We start from the raw sequence: 21432 nt of genomic DNA on the forward strand, positions 1-21432 counted from the left end.
AAAATAGGATAATAACTCTATTTAAAAAAAATAAAAAATTTCCTATAAGAACATATGCTCGATAAAATTTTGGAACGCATTGATAAAAGACTAAAGGCTGTAGGACTTACAGAAAGTCGTGCTGCAATAGAAGCTGGTCTTTCGAATTCTACAATTCGTAGCATACGCATAAAAGTAAAAAGAGGCGACATAAATAAAGGAGTTGAGACAAAAACACTTGCTGCCCTCGCCCCTGTCTTAAAAACGAACGTCGCTTGGCTGGCAGATGGAACAGGCAACGAAGAAGGTGAGGCCTTTGCATTAGGACAAGATGGTACGCCACTTGTATCTCAGATGAAAATTGTTGAATTAGAACAAAGAGAGATACCACTTGTATCTTGGGTAAGTGCTGGCGAAATGAGCGATCAAGAAAGCGTAACGGACTTATCTGAATTTCCTACTGTTACAGCGTATAACCTTCCAGAAGGCCAATGGATAGCGTTGCGTGTTGATGGTCTTTCCATGAATAAGATCAGTCCACCTGATTCAATAATCTTTGTGAATATGCTTGATCAGGTCCTGGTCCCAAATGCCTGTTATGTCATTGCAGATGAAACAGGTAGGGCAACTTATAAGCGTTATCGTCCAAGCGAAACGCCTCCCTGGCAACCTGCCTCATATAAAAACATACCAGCACCAAAACTGGAAGGTGCAATAAGGATAATTGGCCGTGTTAAACGTTCCGTTATTGAAATGTAAAAATGAAATTAAAGGGGGGATGTAGTGGAGAAAATTTTAGAGGAAAACCTTCGGCGATTTTTTGTGCAGTTTATTTAGGCTTTTCCAAATTCAGAGAACCTCTTCAACTATTCTCATCAAACGTGCGATATAGGTTCACCAGACAAAGCTATAAAATGAACGGAGATCACTTTATCGTGTGGGAAGCGTAGCTCTTTAGGCGGGTTGAATTGTTCAAGAACTAGCTCTTCCGCATTGTGCTTACAGAAACGCTTCACAAATGCATGGGGTATTGAATGTTCGTCAATGAGAATTTGCGCAACAACAAAATCGCCCCTTTTTAAGCGGCGGTGGGGATCGATATATACGATTTCGCCATCGAAATAACGCGGAGACATCGAATCTCCACTAACTATTACACCGTAAGCGTCATTTACCTTTTGAAGTTGAGGTGGGCAAAGTACCTCAAAGAGCACGTTACCATTCAGAGCAAAATCTCCATCGACGCCCGCTACCGCCTGGCCGTAAACAGGTATCCTTTTTTTATCGTCAAAATCTATTCGGCCAATGACTTTGGCATTTGGTTTATCAAAATTGTGAGTTACAACAGGAACAGAGACGCTTTTATCTAACTTAAACGCGAATATAAGCACAGAGATATCCAAGTCTAAAGCTGAAGCTACCGAAGGTAATTTATCATATGCGAAAGTTTTTTTGCGTCCTTTAATAAAATCCCGTATATAGCCGCGCTCTAGGCCGACTTTCTTTGCTGCTATAGTCGACCCCAATTGAAGTTCTTTAAGTCTTTCAATAATAAGTTTTCTTAAATTTTCCATAGCTCAAATTTTTAGAACATATCCGACCGAAATTTACGCTTTTTATCGGATTCTAAGCTCCTATTCTACAGCCCTTTGTAATAAATGATTCGGCGTTTTGCCCAATGGCATAAAATTAATATCATTTTAAAATACTATTTATGTTGACATTAGTATTTTAGAACGATAAATATACTTCCCATCACAACACATCACGAAGAAGCGAAAGCCGATCTGGTGTGAAACAGAATTACTTACAGAAAAGGGTGGGGAAATGAGATTTTTAAAGAGACTCATTACGCGGTATCGTCTTCATAAGAGGACATCTTCTACTGATCACGACAGGGCAAAGCAGCCAACGAAGGTAACCTTTATTGATTATCCAGCCGGTCCCAGAGGCTATATTCGGGTTTGGAAAAGAGGTAACGAGAAAGTTGACTCAAAGCTGGTGACGAAATGTACCAATTAACTTTTACCCCCAATAACGAAGAGCTTATCTATTTCCCTATAACTATATCCTTTCAGAAGTTGAGAGAATTGAGACAAATTATCAATGAATTGTCTAGATTCTTAACTGATGAGCAATTTTACGCTATCGAAAGCTTTGACTTAACAGACAAGAAAAAGAAAGGAGCTACCGATTATACGGAAGAGGTAGCACGGATTTGGATTCAAGAGGAAGAGTCACAAGGGCGAGATGTTCATGAAGAGAGTGAAGTTCCACAATTTGTCAAAGATTCAGATGCCCTGTGGAACCACAACCATATACAGGAAGGCGAAAAAAGCCGTCCTTATTGGGAAGATGAAAAGAGTGCTTTGGAGTTACGCTTCTTATAGTTTAAGCGGAGAAGCTTTGAAGGACTCTCGCCCTTAGGACTTCCCGTTTTATTCCCCCTTCATATAGAGCCTTAAACACTACATCTAGCGCATGCTTTTGTAGAAGGTACTCTATTTGCTAAATTTATAGAAAGAGAAAGATTATGGGACACGAATATAATGTTAAAGGTGAGATCGAAAAATTAGGACACGGAATGATCAGTTATGAAACTGATGAGGTGTGTGGACTTTGTGAAGCTGCGAAAAATAACGCCCGTAAACTCAAGGACATTGAGAGCGATTATAAGAAAGCGTCTAGGCTGCTATACACCCTTATTTTCCTGGAATTTACCGCATGTATCTTGTCCATCATAGGGCAAAAATTATGAGAAAGAAATATGAACTCACGAATGAGACGACAAAAATATTGATGAAAAAAGAACTTTATAGGATCCGTGCTCTACGTGACTTTGGTGACGTTAAAGCCGGTGACTTAGGCGGCTTTGTTGAAAGCGAAAAGAACCTGTCTCAACAAGGCAATTGTTGGATTAGCGGCAATGGTAGGGTTTATGACAATGCATGTATCCGTGATAATGCGCAAATTTTCGGTGATGCGCAGGTGTGTGGCAACGCGTGGGTTTACGACAATGCGCAGGTGTATGGCAAGGCGTGGGTTTCAGAAACTGCACGGGTTTACGGCAATGCGTGTGTCATGGACAATGCTGGAGTTTATGGAGATGCACGTATCCATGATAATGCGCAAATTTATGGCAAGGCGCGAGCTTCATGTCGCGCAACTATTCACGACAGTGCTCGGGTTTATGGAGACACTGAACTCCACTACGATGCAGTGGTTAGCGGGTGCACACAGATCTTCGACAACAAATTAGCCTGATGGAAAGGGAGAGCAATAATGAATATCCAACGCGCTGTCCGCGAACAGGTGCATACTCTAACTTTAATCGCTGGCCCATCTGGTTCAGGAAAGACGTATAGCGCCCTATTATACGCCCGTGGTTTGGCGGGACCAAACGGGAAAATAGGCCTGATTGACACCGAAAATAAACGCTCGTGCTTTTACGCAGATATCGCAGGTGGTTTTGATGTCATTGACCTTGACCCGCCCTTTACAGCTGAGCGCTATATACAAGCTGTTAAAGCATTTGAAGAGGCCGGTTATAAAGCGATCATTATTGATAGCATTTCTGATGAATGGGAAGGTCCAGGCGGCGTTCTTGAACAAGCAAAAAACGCCGAAATGAAAACAAAAAAACCAGGATTGCACTGCTGGATAAAACCAAAGGAGGACCATAAAAAGCTTATTCGTGAACTTGTACAAACCAACGCACATTTAATCTTTTGTTGTCGGGTAAAAGATGACCTCAAGCAAGTAACGGTTGAGGGCAGAAGAGAAATTGTCAAGGAAGGCTACGCCCCTATCCAAGACAAATCCTTCCCCTATGAAATGACAATATCAATGATGCTATCGGAAGGCACTCATTTCCCAGAAATAAAAAAATGTCCAGGTGATATTCGTCATGCATTTCCAGATAATAAGCCAATTGACATTAGCTCTGGTACGGCAGTGCTTGAATGGAGTAATATGGGCGTTGCCATTGACGAAGAGCAGGAACTGTTAAAGCGAAACGGAATGATAGCTGCCTCAAACGGCACGAAGGCTTTGCTTGAATGGTGGAATAGTCTCGACAAAGAAACCAAGCATAAATTCTCCCATCTCAAAGACACACTTAAGGGCATTGCCGAAGGTTATGATCAAATTGGACATATCCCTGATCATGAGGATTTACAAGACACCACCACTATAACAGACGCACAGCAGACAGAAATTAAGAATATATTGTCGGCATTAGGTCGTGATGAAGAATCTTTTCTCAAATATGCACGTGTCCCTTCATTAGGCTTTTTAACAGAGACGCAAGCATTAGAGCTCTTAGCTCATCTCAAAGATATGCTTCATGAGCAAGTCTCTGGCTCTCGTGAGGTATAACATGGAACAACGTACAACTGAATGGTTTAAAGCCCGCTTGGGCAAAATCACGGCTAGTGGTGTTAGTAAGCTGTTTTCGGGCAAAGCGACTTACGAGGGATATATTTTTGAGAAATTATCTGAACGCCTCACTGGTGAATTGAAAGAACATAAAGTCACAGCTGCCATGCAATGGGGCATAGATCATGAAAAAGAGGCTCTTGATGCTTACGCATTTGCAACGAAGCATAAGGTGCAAAAGGTCTTTTTTATCAACCACCCTGAAATCGAAATGGCTGGAGCAAGCCCTGATGGTCTTGTCGGTGATGAAGGCCTGGTTGAAGTCAAGTGCCCTGAAAGCAAAACCCACATAGGCTTCTTGGTGACGGGTGAACCTAAGGAAGAATATATGAGACAAATGATATTTCAGATGGCCTGTACAGGCCGACAATGGTGCGACTTCATGTCCTATGATCCACGCTTTCCCACCAAATTTCGCATGAGAGTGAAGCGGTTTTTCCGTGATGATAGCGCTATTAAAAAAGTGGAAGAAAAAGTCATAAAGGCTCTGGAAGAAATTGATCAAATGGAAGAACAGCTCTGTTCTGGGGGGAATTAAATCATGGCTTCAAAAAAAGCTGTACAGATCTTGAATCTTGATGCAACCGTCAAGAGACGTGAAGAAGAACCCAAGAAGAGTTTAATAAAAGGGCTTGTCCGCAAAGGTTATGAAAGCCTTAAAAGTAAGTTATCAAAACCTAGGCACCCTAAAAAGGGTTCAATTGAAGAGCTTATTTGCAAATATTATGAAAGTATTGAGTGGAATAAACTATCCGAACCCACACGTCGTCAACGTCAATCTGTGTTTACGCGCTTGATCAATAAGAGCGGTCACGTCCCCTATTCAGCAATTACTAAGAAGACGTTACAGCACACTGTGAACGCGCAACAGGATAAACCAGGAGCCGCTGGTAATTTTATGAAAGCCATGAGCGGCTTATTTAAGTGGGCTGTTGACATGGATTATATTATTACAAACCCAGCGATTGGCGTTAAAAGAGCTATATATCAGAACAAAGATGGGTTTATAGCTTGGACAGAAAAAGACGTAGAAACCTATTATGCGCATTGGCCCGAGCGTACCAAAGAGCGTGTATGGCTTGACGTTTTGCTTTATACGGGCTTGCGTCGTGGTGATGCGGTCCGTATTGGCTGGAAAGATGTTAGAGACGGTATCTTATTTTTAACAACGGAGAAAAGTGGCTTTCAAACAGAAGTTCACCTCCCCCTTTTACCGGCACTTCAAGATAGTCTGGAGCGTGGCAAAACTGGTTCTGACAATTTTATATGCGGTGAAAAAGGGGATTCTTTAACGAAAGAAAGCTTTGGAAATTATTTCCGTAAAGCTTGTAATGAAGCTGGGATTAAAAAATCTGCTCACGGTGTGCGAAAAATAGCCGCCACACGTGCTGCAAATTCTGGCGCGACACTGGCACAAATGAAAGCGCTGTTCGGTTGGACAGATGATACCATGGCGTCGCATTACACAAAAACAGCAGATAGAAGGAGACTTGCTATTGAAGCAATCAATAAACTCAATAAAAGTTCAGAATAAACAGTGAAAAAACATAGCAAAATTAAACAATGATGAGTCGCATATTCGTGATCTCGTCCCTCTTCTGGGCACCATTATATTTGCAAAAATATAATAAAAATAATTAGTTATGAATATATAACTTTCTTTGGCCCACTTTTCAGCCCGCCTTTCGGTGCGCGCTTGAATGATCTTAATCGAGACTTATTGAAAGATCATATCTTTTGAAAATATTACAATTGTGCCTATCTCCCTGTGCCTGTGAAACACGAAATGTGTGTCCCTTATATCTTCAATCGCTTGGTTGCCGTACAGGAGGAAACCCGCAGAATTTTCTAAGATAGGCACGATTGTACTTTTGAGTTTCCGCGCTTTTTTTGCTATTGATCTGATTAGAAAGACGGATCACTGATCGCCCATTCATCTAAATCTTCCGGCTGATTACACCGAAGAGTGCTTACAAGATTCCCGCGCGGACCATCGCTGTTTATTGCTAGACACACTAATGTATGCCGAGTAATTAGCACACTAAATTTCTCGACGAGGTACTTGGATACGCCACTGTCACGCAACTAGGAATCTACGTCATGATCGCCCTGCCTGATAACCGTTGTCTCTACGAGCTCTATAAGCGCTAATTCGGCACTACAAGCAGCACCGGCAAGGCTGCTTATCCTGTTGTATAGATAAAGTTGAAAGTGTCGATGCCGCCTCACTTATGGTCAACATACTAAAAATATTCGCATAGACAGACGCCGCCGTCACCAAATCCAATACAACAAAAATGACTGAAACGCTTAAAAAGCATATTATGTACCCAATGATCACAAGAGTACAAAGTCTATTTTTTCCACTAACTCTCTTCCCCGTCGAATTTGTACGCTATCTTTAATTCCCGCAGCCATTAAGTCTACCTTCACACTAAAGTCCACGATATCATAATATTCTAGGACGTACGCTTTTTCTATTTTTCTGCGGTTCTCGGGCCGATGGATGGCATAACGCTCGATGAGGACTTCCGACTTCCTTAGCTGTATTGATTTCGTAGGATGCCCCCTATTCACGACTAAAAACTACATCTACTATACCACCAAATGACGGAATTAAACCCTTAGGTCCTTACGTTTCGCGCTCGCGCAACTTTTCCCAATAAAAATTTACGATCATGCCAATGATACCTGCAGTCATGCTGATGATGCCAATCCATATAAGAGCGGATTGGACGTCAATTAAATCGATAAATCCGCCACCTATAAAACCCACAAGAACTGACGTTTGAAGGATAAATGCGTAGGCAGGCATTTGTTGTTTACGCAGCTCTTTAGGGATATGCTTCATCATAAAGCTAGCCATTAGCGTATTTTGCACACCATTAGCTATCCCTATTAATAAGGATGATAATAGCATGAACTTAACATTTATACTGCTTGCTAAACAAAATATTCCAAGCCCGATAGATGTGGCGGCCAAACATGCTCCTGGTGCGTAGCCCAAGCGCTTAAAAAGCCCAGTAAAAAGTAAGGGACCAAAAACAAGTCCAATGCTTGTGGCACTCACAATTAGGCCATAGATTGGAGCATCAAAATTAAGAATTTTGCGCATATAAACGATAAGCAAAACCCCTTCCGCTGAAATAAAGATGATTGTGATAATCAGTGGAATCAATACGAAAGTGATCGCTTTTTTACCAAACAGCCCTACAAGGTCGAGGTGCTTTTTGACCTTCTTTGCTGTGTTTTCATCCCTGAAAGCTTCTTTGTTTTTATGCCTTTCTTCTGCTTTGAGCTTTTTTAAACAGAATTTCATAATAAAGCCCGAAAGCAAAACCGCTACCGCCAACCACACCATTCCGTGAGTATTTTGTAGATAGTCGAAAAACAAACTTCCCACTAATGGGCCGCCTACATAGCCAAAATTGCGTAAACTTTGAACAACGCGGTTAATCCAATCCAAACGCTGCTCACTTTCGGCAAAATCGGGTATGACCACAAAAATTGCTGACCACAGCATTGAAAGGACCGATCCCAAAGCCGCTGACAGTATAATATAGGCCCAAAATTGGCTTGAGAAGGCCGCAATAGCAATAAGAGCTGCTTCGCCACAAAAAACAGCCAAAATAAGTTTAAAAGGTCCAAAACGATGCAATAAATAAGGGGCTGCAAGGCTTGAAACGATGCCACATAATAAGCCTGTTGACAAAAGTGCAGAGACGAATTTTGTATTCTCTGCCAAGCGCAAGGCAAAGGTAATTTGCGCTGCTTCATCGGAAAGGCTTGCAAAAGTTAGCATAAAGCAAGCACAAAGCTGTAGAAAAATACTAAATTTTATTCTTGGCATAGTGCCCCCCATGATGCCAAACTTGCGGTAAGATCCAAACATGTCCGCCGTTCAATTTTTGATAATTCGAAAATTAAATCGGCTATATCTATTTTGATTCCCAGAGAACATTTATATAAAAACCGCACGTAGAGCTGGCTATAGGGCAAACAGATACAATGACCATTCGCAGATGCCAATAGTTCTTTTGGTGTCAAAAGCGGTATCCATTGTAATATGGTATATGACGCAAGTTTTATAATATCTTCTATTTTTGATACCTTTGTGTGGGGGGAGAAGGACGTGCACTCCCGATCCGGGAACTTATTTCCATCATTAAGCATGCCACAGCTAGCCTCTCTTTAAAAGCACCATTTTTTAAGAGTGTATAAAGCACAGATAACTGGAATTCATCATCAACTCCCAAAGCCGCCGCATGTCTCAAGCAGATATTAAGGCGGTTTATCACCTTGCGAGCTGTATCAGCCCTTTTATGCCAGATGGGTGCAAGAGTATCTATATCCGAATACAATATCCCGGATATCTGCCTGATCTATATCCGATACCGGTACATTGCCAAGCTCGGGTAAAATATGAAGTTGAAGAGGAATAAAACAGCGCCTTGTCTTACCATCACTCTTTAATTCAGCTTTACGGCTCTCGAAAGTATCCGCAGCGATATCTTTCAAAAAGTGAAGGTTACTGGCCGCTTCGCGTTTCAGCTTTACCAGTCGCTTGATAGGATCATAGCCTTCACGTGATACAGAATGCCATTGTTCAGCAGCCCACCGTGCTTCCTTTAAAGATACGGTATTGATAGCGCCGAGCCCCATCCTCTCGCCATCGTCCGTGCGCTGTAAATCGCAAAACCCACTCGCCGGTTTCGATAGTCGTTTTCACCAACCATAAGCCTGCTTCGTCATTACATTTCCCAGTAGACAGCGCAGTAACAGATTTTACGCTTAAACGATTCATTGCTCGCATGTTCCCGCCCATCTTCTATTATGACTTGTCAGTCCATCTTTCAGCGTGCACTTGAATGATTTTCAGTGATGCTGGGGGAAACAAAAATATATTGCAATATCAATCCGTTTGATAACACGGGATAATTTTTTCTTTATCTTGTAATTTCAATATGTTGCCTCTTCTGGGCACCAAAGCGCTTTTTAAAGCTTTTGGGGACTCTTCTATGCCTTCTTTAAAGACGTAAAAACACGTTGAGAGTGTTATTTTACCTTTTTTAAGTAGAGGAAATAGATTCAAATTTTCGGAAACCATTTTTCGATATGAGTAATGATATTATTAATTGCGTCAATGAACTGTGATGTTCTGAGCGTGAATACTAGAAGACGTAATATAACCCATTTCAACATCCTTGTAAGCATTTTGAATTTTTTGTAATGATTTGAAAAATTAAACAAAGATTTGGACTCTTTTTCTTTTAAATCCTTGATATCTTTTTTACGGATGATCTTCTGTTTATTCTGCATGTGTTACCTCATAAAAAAAGCCCCCAAAATGGGGGCTGATAATTTAATTAATATTGAATTTATGCGTATTGCTTAGCTGCACACATTGCCTAAATTTCGGGCTCTTTAAGACAGGATAAATATGATCTCATAATTCAATATTATCCCCATAAATTGCGTGTGCTTTGCCAGGGCTTTTTGTGTGCTTAAGATTTGTCCCTGTTTCTTTTGCGTCTCCTAACATAATCATTTTTGGAACAACCTTCGACGTGGAATAAAGCGCCTGTCGCCGATCCAAGATGGTCATTGGAGCCCATTATATTTAAACTTTCGCCTTCACGTCGTGCCGCTTTGCCAACAAAGCACGTCCTTTTTGCCTTACAGATGAGTGTAGATCCTCCTTAAATATTTCACATCAATGCAAAATGGACTTCCATCCAATTCCCAACAGTTTCGACAATAAAGCCATTCACCTTGCTGCTTGTATTCGTGCCATCAACAACATATTTAGCTCCAAGATAGCGCTGGCCTTTTGATGTAAGAGGAGGAATAGTGATAGACAGAGTCTTTCCTTGCGATAATTTTTCGACGGGAACAGCGCCTGTTGTTCCAATCACTGTCTCATTTGTTTTAAGATCTTCACTATCGGCAATCACCAATTGAAACTCTACACTTTCTCCCCCCCTCAAAGGATTGTGGAATTGAGAAATGCATGTAAAGAGGCTTACCAGTTCTAATATTTCCTTGCGTAGACAGGTCAATGCTGTAGCGCAAATAGCTGGTTCCTTTCACCACCTGTTCTTTGCTGAATGTTAAAAGATGATTTGTAATCATATCTGTTTCTTTCCCCGTTATTCCACGACTTCTTCGGTGTTTAAAAGCGCGTCAACGCGGCGTAAGGGCACGCCCCGGGAGCCCAATAATAAATAAGGCGCGCTAAATAGCATAAGGCCTTTTTCAATTATCAGAGCTGGATGGCTCTTATCCAATATCGACATGACAAGCGCTTCATGAACAGATCGGTTCATGTAAAAAGCCGGCTTCCCACGCTCAGGCCTAGGAATATGACTAATAGCTTTCTCTAAAAGCTTTGTCAGTGCCGTTGGTGCATTAGGAGCTTGCGTTCCCTTCTGCTCGTTTAAATCGTCAATATCAATATTGGCAATGCGCACCACATAACGCCAATCTTTAACAACAAGGCCGCTACGCCATTGATATAAAGACTCATAACCACGATATTTGCCACCCTCTGGATCTGTAATATCCATTTCGCCTAAATCTCGGTGAATGAGCCCGGCCTTTGAGCCTTTTGGGAAATGACAATACACCGTCTGCTCCTCCCAAACCACCAGATAAACAGAGGTATTATTTGAACCGCGACCCCCTGCATCAAGGATATTGCGCCCATTTTCTGCCTTCATATCGCTATAACGAGGTGCGAGCCCAAGAAAATATTCTGAGTTCTTCTCCGGGTCACCATGAAATAGCATTTGCTCTTGCTCTTGATTCATCGAATTCAAAACAGCTATGTCTTCCGATAAGCGGAATTGTGATATATTCTCACTGAGCATTGCTAAATCTTTATCCACACTTGAGCGTGCCTCCAATATGCTACAAATCTCATCAACTTGGGTTGTCGTCGATTTACTGGAAGGAATCCCTTTGTTGAGAGCATGCCAATAAACTGTCGGTAGCCCCGTGCGAATAAAAACGCGTTCACCACCCTTGGGCAAATTACCCTCCTTATAAACAGCGTCCTGCAAAATCTCATTGGTTCGAGATAAAAGATTTGCAATGATGGGGGTTTTACCATTAGGATCCTGCCGCTTGGCCCAATCGGCAAGGGTGAGATCAGAACTGGGTAAAGAGGTTGTTGTATTATCCATAATATATTTCCTTAAAGATTAGATTAATTTTCATAAAAAGCACGCGCCATGCCATTGAAGTCCTTAGGGGTTTCTCCTCTCGTCATTGCACCTTGAGAACTCCCTACATAGCCGTCTTCGCTCATATTCTTACCCACACGATAAAAGGTGCGGATAAGCTCAGGATGGTTGCCCAATCCCGATTGGTTTAAAAACTCTTTCAACTCTGGTGAACCAAATTGCCCCATAGCTTTTTGGGCGAGACCCAGATTTTCCTGCAATCTCTCGCCGCCAAATTCCTTGTCATTGGTTGAGGCTGTTATAAATCCTTGAGAAAGTTCCGCCATGCGCTCTTGCTGTCGCTGAACGGCAAGGGGCGCCATTTTATCCATAAACTTATCCATGGCTGCTCGGGAGAGATCGAGCTCTCTTGCTGCTTCCTTTAATCCGTCCTGAATAACTGGATCAAAATCTGCCCCTTCAAATTCTTTAAAACTATAATTTTCAGGCGCACCAAGAATTTCAAAAGAGTTTTTATCTTGATCATTTTCCTGACTATTGCTCTCTTTTTCGGTCTGCACATCCTCCTTTTGTTGTGGTTCCGATTGATCTTGATCTGATTGAGCCTGCTGCACTTCTTGGCTCTCTGTGTTGTCATAAAGTGAAGCGCTCACCTCTTGCTGCGGTGAATCTGGCTGCTGCATGACAACATCAGAATTTACTTGTTCATCGGACATGTTCTTTAATTCCGCGGGCTGCCTCTGTAATCCATACTTCGTCAAAACTGTCTTATGCCGGCCACGTTTATAACCTTCATTGGCATAAGGAACATCGACAGAAGGGGGAAAAGAAAGTTCAAGTCTCATCATAAAATTATATATTCCGATATATTCTTCCGGTCTCATCTAAACAAATTCACCAATCATTGATTATTTTGCTTGCTTCTGATTCTATCACAAAATAAAAATAAAGGCCACAGGAAAGCATTTTTATTCCTTGATTAATTTAACAATCATTACAATAAAAAGCTAGCCAGCGACCTTTAAAAACGCAAATAGAGTATATTTATGAAATAACCTTGGTCAATAAACCTAATATTCTTCAATTGGCCAAAAAAAGCTGAAACTTTTCCTCTGATATACGAGGCGCAAATGCTGTTTGTTCAGGCGCTCCCAATATTCTCCCGATGCTAGTGATCTTACAGATCTCCTGTTTTTCTAAATTCCCACAATAAACGGCCAATGCAGGTCATGCCGGCGCGAAAATATTGTGAAAATCACTTATCATTCGCTTCAAAATTTGGTAAAGATATAGTCAAAAATCACTGAAAACGCTTCATTCAGGACCATGAGATAGCCTATGGCCGCCTGTCCGCTGTTAATGTTTGCTAGAAAACACGCAACCCTCAAAACGAACATCAATTTTTCGCTAATTTGCTCAGCAGCACCATAGGCTTTAGCGCCGCCAGAAAGACATAAGCCTCCCCTCTTAGTCGGAGGAATAACTAAGATTGAGGAATTAAGTATCTAAGTATAAGAAAATAAAGAGTTTTAACAACAAATAACAGAGCCTTTGAATCAAAAAAGCAGGAACACATTCCTGCCTCTGGACACAATTCTGCCATTGAATTCGCGCAACTTAATCGAACTTTTTTGGAAAGTCAAGTAAAAAAATACTATAGGACTAAATCACATATATGGGCGAAAAAGGGGGAAATTTTTAAACTTAAATCGTTCGCTAAATTTGCCAAAAAGAATAACTTCGCGACGAAAAGCTTTGAGCTATCATCAAAGAAACGGAAGCCGGAATCATACACACTGATTTAGGAAGTCATGTTATAAAGCGTAGAATAGCCAAAGACGCAAAGACGGCCAAGGGAAGTGTAGCGGTTATCGGGTTGTCGTCTCTATAAAGTTAGTAAATTAGAATTTTTCGTTCATGGCTTTGCCAAGTCAAAGAAGGATAAATCAGTAAAACACAAGAAGACAAATTTAAGGAATTGACAAATTTTTTTTCAAGTTTGACAAAAACTGAGCTCGATAAACTTCTTGTCGCTAAAAGGTGAATGCGCCTCTCACTTATCTCACAACTGATCATAGACTGCGAAATGCGTAGTCTGTGGAAGAGGTACCTGTATTAAATCTGTCCGCCCCTACACGGGTCTTTCTCAATAATTTCATCGGTAATTTACGTTCTTTAGCGCAGATTTTTACCACATAGAAAACTTTATATCTTCTTATAGAACGCCCCAAATCACGTATTTTTTACTCAAAATAGGAATTGCAATGAGGTTTGTAATCAATAGTGAAGGAAAAATTGAGCCTGAATACTACAACACAACCGCCGGGGTGTCATCTTTCAGACCTCAGCGACTTAAGTGGGTTTGAAATAAACAAAGGTTTTCACCTGAAATTATCTCTTTTTTTCACTTTAGTTTCTAGTTTAAGTAAAGCTACCGGAAGATTAAGCAAAATTCCAGGAACACAAATAGACTTGTCAGAATCGAATAAAAATGTGGGCAGCAAAAATAATTTATGGGATTTGGACAAATATGTTTTGGCTGGAAAAGCGCTTACCAAAAGAGTAGAAAATTCTGGTATTGCCCGAGGAAGCATTTTTTTAAAGGGCTCCGTTTCTCACGCGACCATTTTTAAGTAGAGCTTGATGTGTCGCGCGGGCGGTGCCCTGCATTTTCATCACTGCTAGCGGAAGCTGTATCAGACCATTGTTTAATATGTGACCTGGTAATATGTTGGCACCTTCATATTAAAGCGGGAAACGACTTTAAATCGAATAATAAAGAAATATCAGCGCTGTGGCATACAATGTCAATTTTTGGCATTAATTACAGAAGTCCTCCGATTTTATGCGGCTGTACGGCAATCGCTATCTCACCACCAAAAAATTCGAAACTTTCAGGCATATGTCCAATGCAACAACAGAGCGAAAAAGCACTTAAATCGGCGAAAGATGGTGCGGGAAGCTTTGTGGAGAAGTTTAAACTCAACAAACAAATAACCAGTTTGGCAAAAAGCAAATAAAAAGAGTTAGAGTAAGCTAAAAGGGCTATAAAATTCTGCAACGTAAAAAGAATAAACTGGCGGATTACCTCGTTACAATAACGGGCAGCCCCAAAAAAAATTGTACGCTTAAGAAGCAGAAAAGAGCCTCTGAGCGCACTGTAAAATCACCTATCGCGAATTTAAGAAAACCTATTTAGCCAATATCTTCAATATATTATACCTACATTGTGAATCAAAATGCGAACTTCTGCACCTCATATTTTCTTCTGTCAAATATTCAGTCCAAATTTTACTTCAATAACATTCTTGATATTCCCTGGAACATAAATATGCGCGAGATAAAAACCAACGCGCACAAAAACCAATCTGTCCTTACCAATGAAACGGTCAATCAACACCCCACTGGACTGGATATACCAACCTCAATAATCTTCCCAATTTCCAGCTAAGCGTAACCACAGTGCCTAATTTTTAAATACCGATTATTTTAACGCTTCAGCGATTTTTGGGCTCCTCCTCAATAAGGCGACACCGCCCCTTCTTCTCACGCTTATAGCCGCGCTTAAAAGAGGTGGTGCATTCAATCTTCCACATTTAAGTCCACCATTAGTTTACCGACACTATCAAACTGTGCTAAAAATCTTCTTCAGCTTCAGCAAAAGCCGCTAACGCCTCGGCGCTTGATCGAAACGACGCCCGTAGGATAACTTTACCCCGCGCAATATAGATTATTAACGCCCCACCGCCTCACTAACCGGTAAACCCGCTCCTTGACAACCCGGTTAGGAACACTTTGTATACGCCTCAGAACCCGCACCCCGCACTACACAAACAGCGGCAACGATAGCCTCCCTTTACGGACATAATAGACCTACAACGCGTTACATTTTAAAAATAATTGCGATGACGAAGAAAAATAAAAGCTGCTCATTTCGCCGTCTTCCACCCGCACACCTTAGCCCCGTAAGCGTTGTGTTCTAAAATTTGACGCGCTAACTGCGAACTCATGCCCGCCACATCCTTCGACGTCGGATGTATCGGCGTCCACCCTACACAGGGCGAGACTCTATTCATCGTGCACCCACTTAGAGAGGCGAGAACGCACACTATCATCACCACTTTGATCGACTTCATGATCAACCTCTACTCTCGTTTCAGCCGCTTTTAAATCATCCTGTTTTTGTTTACTCCGCTCTTCGTTCCGTCCAAGATTAAAGACCTTGAGCAGAACAGCCAAAAAGGCAGAAATTGCCGCACCGATGATAATGAGATATTTTTTCATGACCGCACCATTATGTTGCTTTCAACCGCTTCACTACCGCTCAAAGACCGAACTCAACATCCACAAGCGGCAGCATCATAAACACATAACGCATAATATTCAAGCTTTTAATAAAAAGCTGAATCTCATGAGCTTCCTCAGTAAGGTCGCTTATAAAACGACTTCTCCCGTTAATACGACCGCCCGCAAAGCTCAGAACCGTAAGTATTGTATTTTAACATTTTACAAGCTAAGATAGGCTTCTGTCGGTCATGCCCTTCGATGTCAGATAGATCGGTGCCTATTCTATACAAGATGAGATCCTATTTGCCGGCGCCCCCTGTTAAAAGAATTAAAAGCGCACGCTGTTCGCCTTGGAATAGCCAGCATAACGTGCTCGTGGCTTTCACTGCAAACAAGCTTTAATCTTTTTTAAGAAAAATAGCTCCCTATAACATGTTTAATAGCATAACGCCCTGTAAGATCAGGATTTATTGACTATTCATAGCTTGGGGTTAGTATCATACCCCCACATAGCCTGTGCCATATTTAATACAATAGAGGATTGCATAGTTCAAAAGATCCCATAGTTCATGGAGTGGCTTTCTTTGCCGATAATCTCATAAAAGCTTCTGATGTCATGAGCATAGGTACCGCTGATATTAATATACCCGTTGGAAGACACAAATAAGCAATCAGTACAGTTTCCGACTATCGCTTTTTTGAGCGACCAGGTACATAATAAATATGTTGATGTAGGCCATCTATTGAGCATTCATCATTACATTTCTATAACGCAGATTAAGTGGGATATTATCGATAATCTTATCCCATATTATCCCAGCTTTAAAGCGAGCGTTACCATATCATGCAACGATAAAATGTGTCTTAACTTCGGCTACAAAAGCTCCGACTAACTAGAACTTAAATCATTATACTGATCAAAGTTTAGCTTTTAATCCCACAGGATTATTTTCTGAAACTACAAGGAAACAACAACTAAATATCATAAAATAATCGAAGACAAGCTATAGAAATAGAAAATCAATTATACATCTAGTGCTGTCACCAAAAATTATATAAACTCCAGGACTTTGGCATGTTTGTCCTCAATCAAATACACTGCGCCGCCTTTTATATATGCGTAACGGCTACTTTCAATGAATCATGAGGGTCAATACTGCTTCTCGGGAAGAGACGATGAAAATAAAAGTGCTTGCTTTTTTGCTTATACCGGCTTGTCTGACATCGTATACAGCTGGCAACGCAGAAAAATACCGCGTAATCATGAACAACGTAACCGCTGAAAAAGTTAACAAAATTATCCGGACTGAGGTCATCCCAGCATCAAGCGAAAATCATGGTGAAATAGTTGACCGTGTATCTGCAGCCTTTCTAACTACTCCCTACAGGTCAGAAACACTTATTGGCTCACCCAAAGAACCAGAGGCGCTAGTCGCTGATTTTGAAGGTGTGGACTGCTTTGTTCTTGCAGATTACGTCGAAGCTCTTAGCCGAAGTAATAATAAAGAAACATTTCTTAAGAATTTGGCCCGAATCTGCTACGTTAACGGCAAGGTCAGCTATCTAAGCCGCCGTCACTTCTTCACCGACTGGTACGCTACCTTTCCACGTAACGCCCGCGATATAACGCCGAATGTCAGTTCTGCCTACGTCACAGTTAAAAAGTGGCTTAACCGCAAGTCTGACGGCCGCCGATATGTGAAAGGGCTGGAGATTATTCCGCGCAAAATTAATTACATTCCTGGCCCATCAATTGATGTTCAGGTGCTGAATCAATTGAAGACGGGAGACTATGTTGGTATTTATTCACCGCGGGAGGGACTAGACGTCTCACATGCGGGCATTATCATCCGCCGTAACGGCCAAGTATGGTTCCGAAATGCCTCATCATTGCAAGAAAACAGAAAGGTGGTCGACTCACCGTTTATGGAGTATATGCTCTCAAAACCAGGCATCATCGTTCTGCGGGCTGATTGACTAAGCTCCCGGTATTTGATGTGTTTTTCTGTCGGCCCAGAATGAACTTCACGCAGAAAATACAACGATAAACTTGTAGCAACACTGCCAACTCGAATTATAGTAGAAATAATAGAAATTTTGCGGATCGGCGAAAAAATATAATATCCTCTTTTTTCTGCAAGAAAGGAGTGAAGTCACGCTATATATAATTATTGCGTCGCCGGAAGAGTGATTAGACTATCATCCCGCTTAATTGCCGATAACCGCACGCAAACAGCCCTAAATTTTGCCAGACACCTCCACATTCGCATTTCAGCTCTGGCGTTAGAAAATGTCTTTTTTTGCAAAATAATCCAAACACCAGACTGGCCACACAAGACTTTTATGTCTCATACACTCATCCAAGGTGCAGAAAATAGTGTTAACTCTAGATTCCAAACATTCACTATAATCTCTGCAATACCCTCTGCATCCGTCTGTCAACCCTATAGCCATAAAAGTAAAACTCCCTTGCTAGTTCGAGCGCCTTTCACACAGAAATATTTTACGGATCTGTATACGTTAACTCCGCCTACGCGTGTGCAGCTCATAGTTTATTGTCCCGCACTATAGGCCTTTACCGGCTATTTGCGGAAATTTGGTACATGGTCAAAAAAAATAGCAATATTCCGCCAAGTTCTATTTGATCGCTATATTTAGCACGGCCGATAAAAAGGCAGTCTTTGTTAATCCGTCCGCGCATTAATACTGTCTGATTTTCAAAAATTCCCGTAGTAAAACATTACCCCCGGGCAATAGCCGACTAAGAGAGCCGCCCGCCTCTACTAAATCCCAGTAAATTGCAGTTTAGCCCCCTGTTCACGAATAGCCTGTCCTTAAAGACACTATAAATAACGAAAGATGACCGAACACCTCCAGCCCTAGCAATATCATAATCCTCTGCATAATACAGCAAACAAAACCTCAGATGGCTCTGCAGATATAACTCTCGACTATAAAAATAAATATATTTCAATTAAGGTGGGTTATATCATTCTGCCGGGAAATACTTATCCACCAACGCGAAGAGGACAGCCGCCGTCTCAGCATCCAGGACTCCGTCATAATTTTCTGGACGAAAATGTAACTGAAACGCCCGGATTAAAGTCTTATACCCATCCTCAGTACCCGCAATTGAAGTATTATATCCGTATCGCGTTAATTTAGACAAGACCTCTGTCTTAGTCGGAAGTGCTTTCATAAATTTTCCTTGATATTGAGCTTTTAATTTATCGTCATACCATGCCCCAATACCTTCTGCATAAAGGCCTTTCCATGGAAAAGCCGCACCTGGATCACTTTTTCTCCCAACAGCGATATCACTATGCCCAACAACATTAGTCGGCGTAATATCCGGATGACGCTGAAGAATATTCAGCGCCAGTTCTTTAACTGCGTCAATTTGAGTCGGATTATAAGGAGGGAAGAGGGATTTCTCGTTACTCGCAGACCCTAAATTGACTATTTCAATCCCAATAGATGTATCATTCAGGTTATTACGCCCAGCCCACGAACTAACGCCCGCATGCCACGCGCGCTTGTCTTCATCAACCAAATTGAAAATACGCATATCCTTAAATCCCGCGTCAATATATGTTTGCTCTTTAGGATCGGGGACAAGATAATGAGAGCTAACTGATGCCCCTGTGAGAGCTGAAACAGATTCTTTAAAGTTAATCGCGGTATAATGCATCACTAAAAAACGGACACGACGACTAAAACTTTTGACAGAACGATAGTTATTGTAATCAATGTAATACATAAAGAAGACCCTCTCTCTTCGTTAAATTTACTAACACCACCGCGTAAAATAGCGGACCGTGTACAAAACCAGCATTAACTTTATCTTCAAAATCTGCCACAGCACCCCCGCACTCACCTCCCAAGCTCGTAGCATTTAAGCCAATAATCGAACAACCATCAACACAAAGGAGCGCCGATATTTAAAGCCCCTCCCCATCAATAAAGTGGTCACCAAAAACCACCCCCTCACCGCCCAAAGTATCCCGGAAACACCCGCCAGAAAAAAGGAAAAAGCTTTACAAAATCGTCAGCCAAAAACCCATATACACCGTGCACGCAGCACAGCCACGCTTATCACTGGCCCAAGACACCACATAGCGGGCCTCAAACCCACTGTGCACAGCATCTCTTAGCTAACTGCCTCACAACTCCTAATGATTTAATCTGGGAGCGTTGTTAAAAAAACTTTGCGGCAATTTCTTGACAAATAAATTAACCATCGCAGGCGCTTACAATCAATCTTAATATCGATATCCTCCGTGATAAAATTTGGAAAATTCCCGCTTGAACACATCTTTACAAAGCTCTTTTCCGCATCGCGTCAACATCATGCTGCTGGAACATAATTTTCCGCTGCGCATTTTATCCCCAGTATCATTCAAGGAGATATACATATGGAAACGCGTATTCCAATAGACGCATCGTCAGACACTCATTTCGCAGGAAGCTTTGCACTGGAAACAGAGTATTCAACCAGCAGCCAAAATATTTCATGGTCCGCTATTCTAGCCGGCTTCATTACCGCTGTCGCCATCTCAATCTGCTTTTCTTTTTTGGTCGCAGCTTTAGGCCTGGGGAAAATCGATCTCTCTTTTTCTGCTCCCTTCGAAGGGGCCCTAACATCAATGGGTATTGGTTCTATTGCTACCATTATTCTTAGTCTTGCAGGTGGGGGCTTCGTGGCTGGACGTTTCGCAAAAGGAGCAGGAGCAGCTCACGGCTTTTTAACTTGGGCCCTCTTAACTCTTGCGGTAACACTGCAAGCTGCCCTGTTTCTTTCAGGCGCTGCCAATCTAGGTGCTCAAACTGTATCAGGCGCTGCTTCTTCTCTTAAAACAGGAGGACAGGCCATCCTCTCCGCAACAAATTCTCAGTCTTTGGAGCGCTTGCTGGATGATCAAGTCAGCCCTGTGGCCGATTTTGATAAACTCCGTGGCGATTTACGCACACTTCTGAACAAAAACGAGATCTCTGCTTTGGACCCTGAACGCCTGAACCAGGCCTATGAAGGAGCTCTTGGAGATATTCGGTCAGCTCTAACAGCTTTCAAAGATGACCCTTCTCATTACCGTACATATCTCAGAGACCTCGGTTCCAACCTTTCTGAGCGTGCACAAACCTTAAAGGCGTCTATCAACCGTAATGATATTGTTCGTACTCTCGTGAACGATGGCATGACCCAAGCTGAGGCTGAGCAAACAGCAGACCGCGCCATTCGTACTTATCAGGCTGCAAGAGAAAAAATTGAACAGGCGATCGAAACACTAAGTGAGCAAACTGGCCATATTGAAACACTCGCCCAAAACGCCCAGACCGCCGCCAATAAAGCTATTGGGACGGCTTCGGCCATTGGATGGTTGAGCTTCTTAGGTAGCCTCATTGGAGCTATCACTGCCAGCATATGCGGCTATTATGGTTATCAAAGCCGTCAAAATTATTTCATTTTTTGAAAATAGTTTGACCACCATCTACCCTCCAAAAAGGCTGCACAAACTGTGTGGCCTTTTTGGTTAAGCGCCCTCTC

Annotated in this window: 18 protein-coding genes and 1 pseudogene; 10 read left to right on the forward strand and 9 right to left on the reverse strand. The window is 41.8% G+C overall.

Annotated features, from left to right (window positions below; all coding sequences use genetic code 11):
* Positions 1-54 precede the first annotated feature (54 nt).
* A complete protein-coding gene (locus BANH1_RS07240) occupies positions 55-738 on the forward strand; it encodes a S24 family peptidase (protein ID WP_015398355.1) in 684 nt (227 codons plus the stop codon).
* A 116-nt stretch (positions 739-854) separates the two neighbouring features.
* On the opposite strand, the gene BANH1_RS05260 is transcribed toward BANH1_RS07240, so the two are convergent.
* On the reverse strand, positions 855-1553 hold the full coding sequence (locus tag BANH1_RS05260) for a S24 family peptidase (RefSeq protein ID WP_015398356.1): 699 nt from the start codon (positions 1551-1553) through the stop codon (positions 855-857).
* Positions 1554-1988: 435 nt separating this feature from the next.
* Between BANH1_RS05260 and BANH1_RS05270 the strand changes: the two genes are divergently transcribed.
* The 6 genes from BANH1_RS05270 to BANH1_RS05295 all read left to right on the forward strand — a co-directional run bounded on the left by BANH1_RS05270 (position 1989) and on the right by BANH1_RS05295 (position 5950).
* Positions 1989-2369: a hypothetical protein gene (locus BANH1_RS05270; protein ID WP_015398357.1), complete on the forward strand. Its 381-nt coding sequence runs from the start codon at positions 1989-1991 to the stop codon at positions 2367-2369.
* Between the two features lie 143 nt (positions 2370-2512).
* Positions 2513-2737 carry a hypothetical protein gene (locus tag BANH1_RS05275; RefSeq protein WP_041583052.1) on the forward strand — a complete coding sequence of 75 codons (225 nt, stop codon included), beginning with the start codon at positions 2513-2515 and terminating at the stop codon, positions 2735-2737.
* Entirely contained in the window at positions 2734-3243 is a 510-nt protein-coding gene (locus tag BANH1_RS05280) for a hypothetical protein (protein ID WP_015398358.1), read from the forward strand. Before BANH1_RS05275 ends, BANH1_RS05280 begins: the two co-directional genes overlap by 4 nt.
* Before the next feature lie 18 nt (positions 3244-3261).
* Entirely contained in the window at positions 3262-4356 is a 1095-nt protein-coding gene (locus tag BANH1_RS05285; protein ID WP_015398359.1) for an AAA family ATPase, read from the forward strand.
* Position 4357: 1 nt separating this feature from the next.
* Positions 4358-4954, forward strand: a complete 597-nt coding sequence (locus BANH1_RS05290; RefSeq protein WP_015398360.1) for a lambda exonuclease family protein — start codon at positions 4358-4360, stop codon at positions 4952-4954.
* Positions 4955-4957: 3 nt separating this feature from the next.
* Positions 4958-5950 carry a tyrosine-type recombinase/integrase gene (locus BANH1_RS05295; RefSeq protein WP_015398361.1) on the forward strand — a complete coding sequence of 331 codons (993 nt, stop codon included), beginning with the start codon at positions 4958-4960 and terminating at the stop codon, positions 5948-5950.
* Positions 5951-7048: 1098 nt separating this feature from the next.
* On the opposite strand, the gene BANH1_RS05300 is transcribed toward BANH1_RS05295, so the two are convergent.
* The 6 genes and pseudogenes from BANH1_RS05300 to BANH1_RS07075 form a co-directional block, all read right to left on the reverse strand.
* Positions 7049-8266, reverse strand: coding sequence for an MFS transporter (locus BANH1_RS05300; RefSeq protein ID WP_041583054.1), 1218 nt, complete (start codon positions 8264-8266; stop codon positions 7049-7051).
* Between the two features lie 382 nt (positions 8267-8648).
* A pseudogene (locus tag BANH1_RS07555) lies at positions 8649-9229 on the reverse strand (integrase arm-type DNA-binding domain-containing protein); the annotation flags it as partial.
* A gap of 633 nt (positions 9230-9862) precedes the next feature.
* A complete protein-coding gene (locus BANH1_RS07415) occupies positions 9863-10021 on the reverse strand; it encodes a hypothetical protein (RefSeq protein ID WP_187287491.1) in 159 nt (52 codons plus the stop codon).
* 103 nt (positions 10022-10124) lie between these two features.
* Positions 10125-10475 (reverse strand): Bbp16 family capsid cement protein, encoded by a 351-nt coding sequence (locus tag BANH1_RS05325; protein WP_338022604.1) that lies wholly within the window; start codon positions 10473-10475, stop codon positions 10125-10127.
* 90 nt (positions 10476-10565) lie between these two features.
* Complete coding sequence (locus tag BANH1_RS05330; RefSeq protein WP_015398364.1) at positions 10566-11600, reverse strand: major capsid protein; 1035 nt, start codon at positions 11598-11600, stop codon at positions 10566-10568.
* Between the two features lie 23 nt (positions 11601-11623).
* A complete protein-coding gene (locus BANH1_RS07075; protein ID WP_144050547.1) occupies positions 11624-12316 on the reverse strand; it encodes a hypothetical protein in 693 nt (230 codons plus the stop codon).
* A gap of 1567 nt (positions 12317-13883) precedes the next feature.
* On the opposite strand from BANH1_RS07075, the gene BANH1_RS05340 reads away from it, so the two are divergent.
* Entirely contained in the window at positions 13884-14237 is a 354-nt protein-coding gene (locus BANH1_RS05340; protein WP_015398366.1) for a hypothetical protein, read from the forward strand.
* 1431 nt (positions 14238-15668) lie between these two features.
* Here BANH1_RS05340 and BANH1_RS05350 read toward each other — a convergent pair.
* Positions 15669-15884: a hypothetical protein gene (locus BANH1_RS05350; protein WP_015398367.1), complete on the reverse strand. Its 216-nt coding sequence runs from the start codon at positions 15882-15884 to the stop codon at positions 15669-15671.
* 1179 nt (positions 15885-17063) lie between these two features.
* Between BANH1_RS05350 and BANH1_RS05355 the strand changes: the two genes are divergently transcribed.
* Positions 17064-17864 carry a DUF1460 domain-containing protein gene (locus BANH1_RS05355; RefSeq protein ID WP_015398368.1) on the forward strand — a complete coding sequence of 267 codons (801 nt, stop codon included), beginning with the start codon at positions 17064-17066 and terminating at the stop codon, positions 17862-17864.
* Between the two features lie 1012 nt (positions 17865-18876).
* Here the strand turns inward: BANH1_RS05355 and BANH1_RS05360 are convergent.
* A complete protein-coding gene (locus tag BANH1_RS05360) occupies positions 18877-19647 on the reverse strand; it encodes an N-acetylmuramoyl-L-alanine amidase (RefSeq protein WP_015398369.1) in 771 nt (256 codons plus the stop codon).
* A gap of 655 nt (positions 19648-20302) precedes the next feature.
* Between BANH1_RS05360 and BANH1_RS05365 the strand changes: the two genes are divergently transcribed.
* Complete coding sequence (locus BANH1_RS05365; protein WP_015398370.1) at positions 20303-21358, forward strand: TIGR04086 family membrane protein; 1056 nt, start codon at positions 20303-20305, stop codon at positions 21356-21358.
* The last annotated feature ends 74 nt before the right edge of the window (positions 21359-21432 follow it).

The organism is Bartonella australis AUST/NH1, from assembly GCF_000341355.1.
Lineage (GTDB): Bacteria > Pseudomonadota > Alphaproteobacteria > Rhizobiales > Rhizobiaceae > Bartonella > Bartonella australis.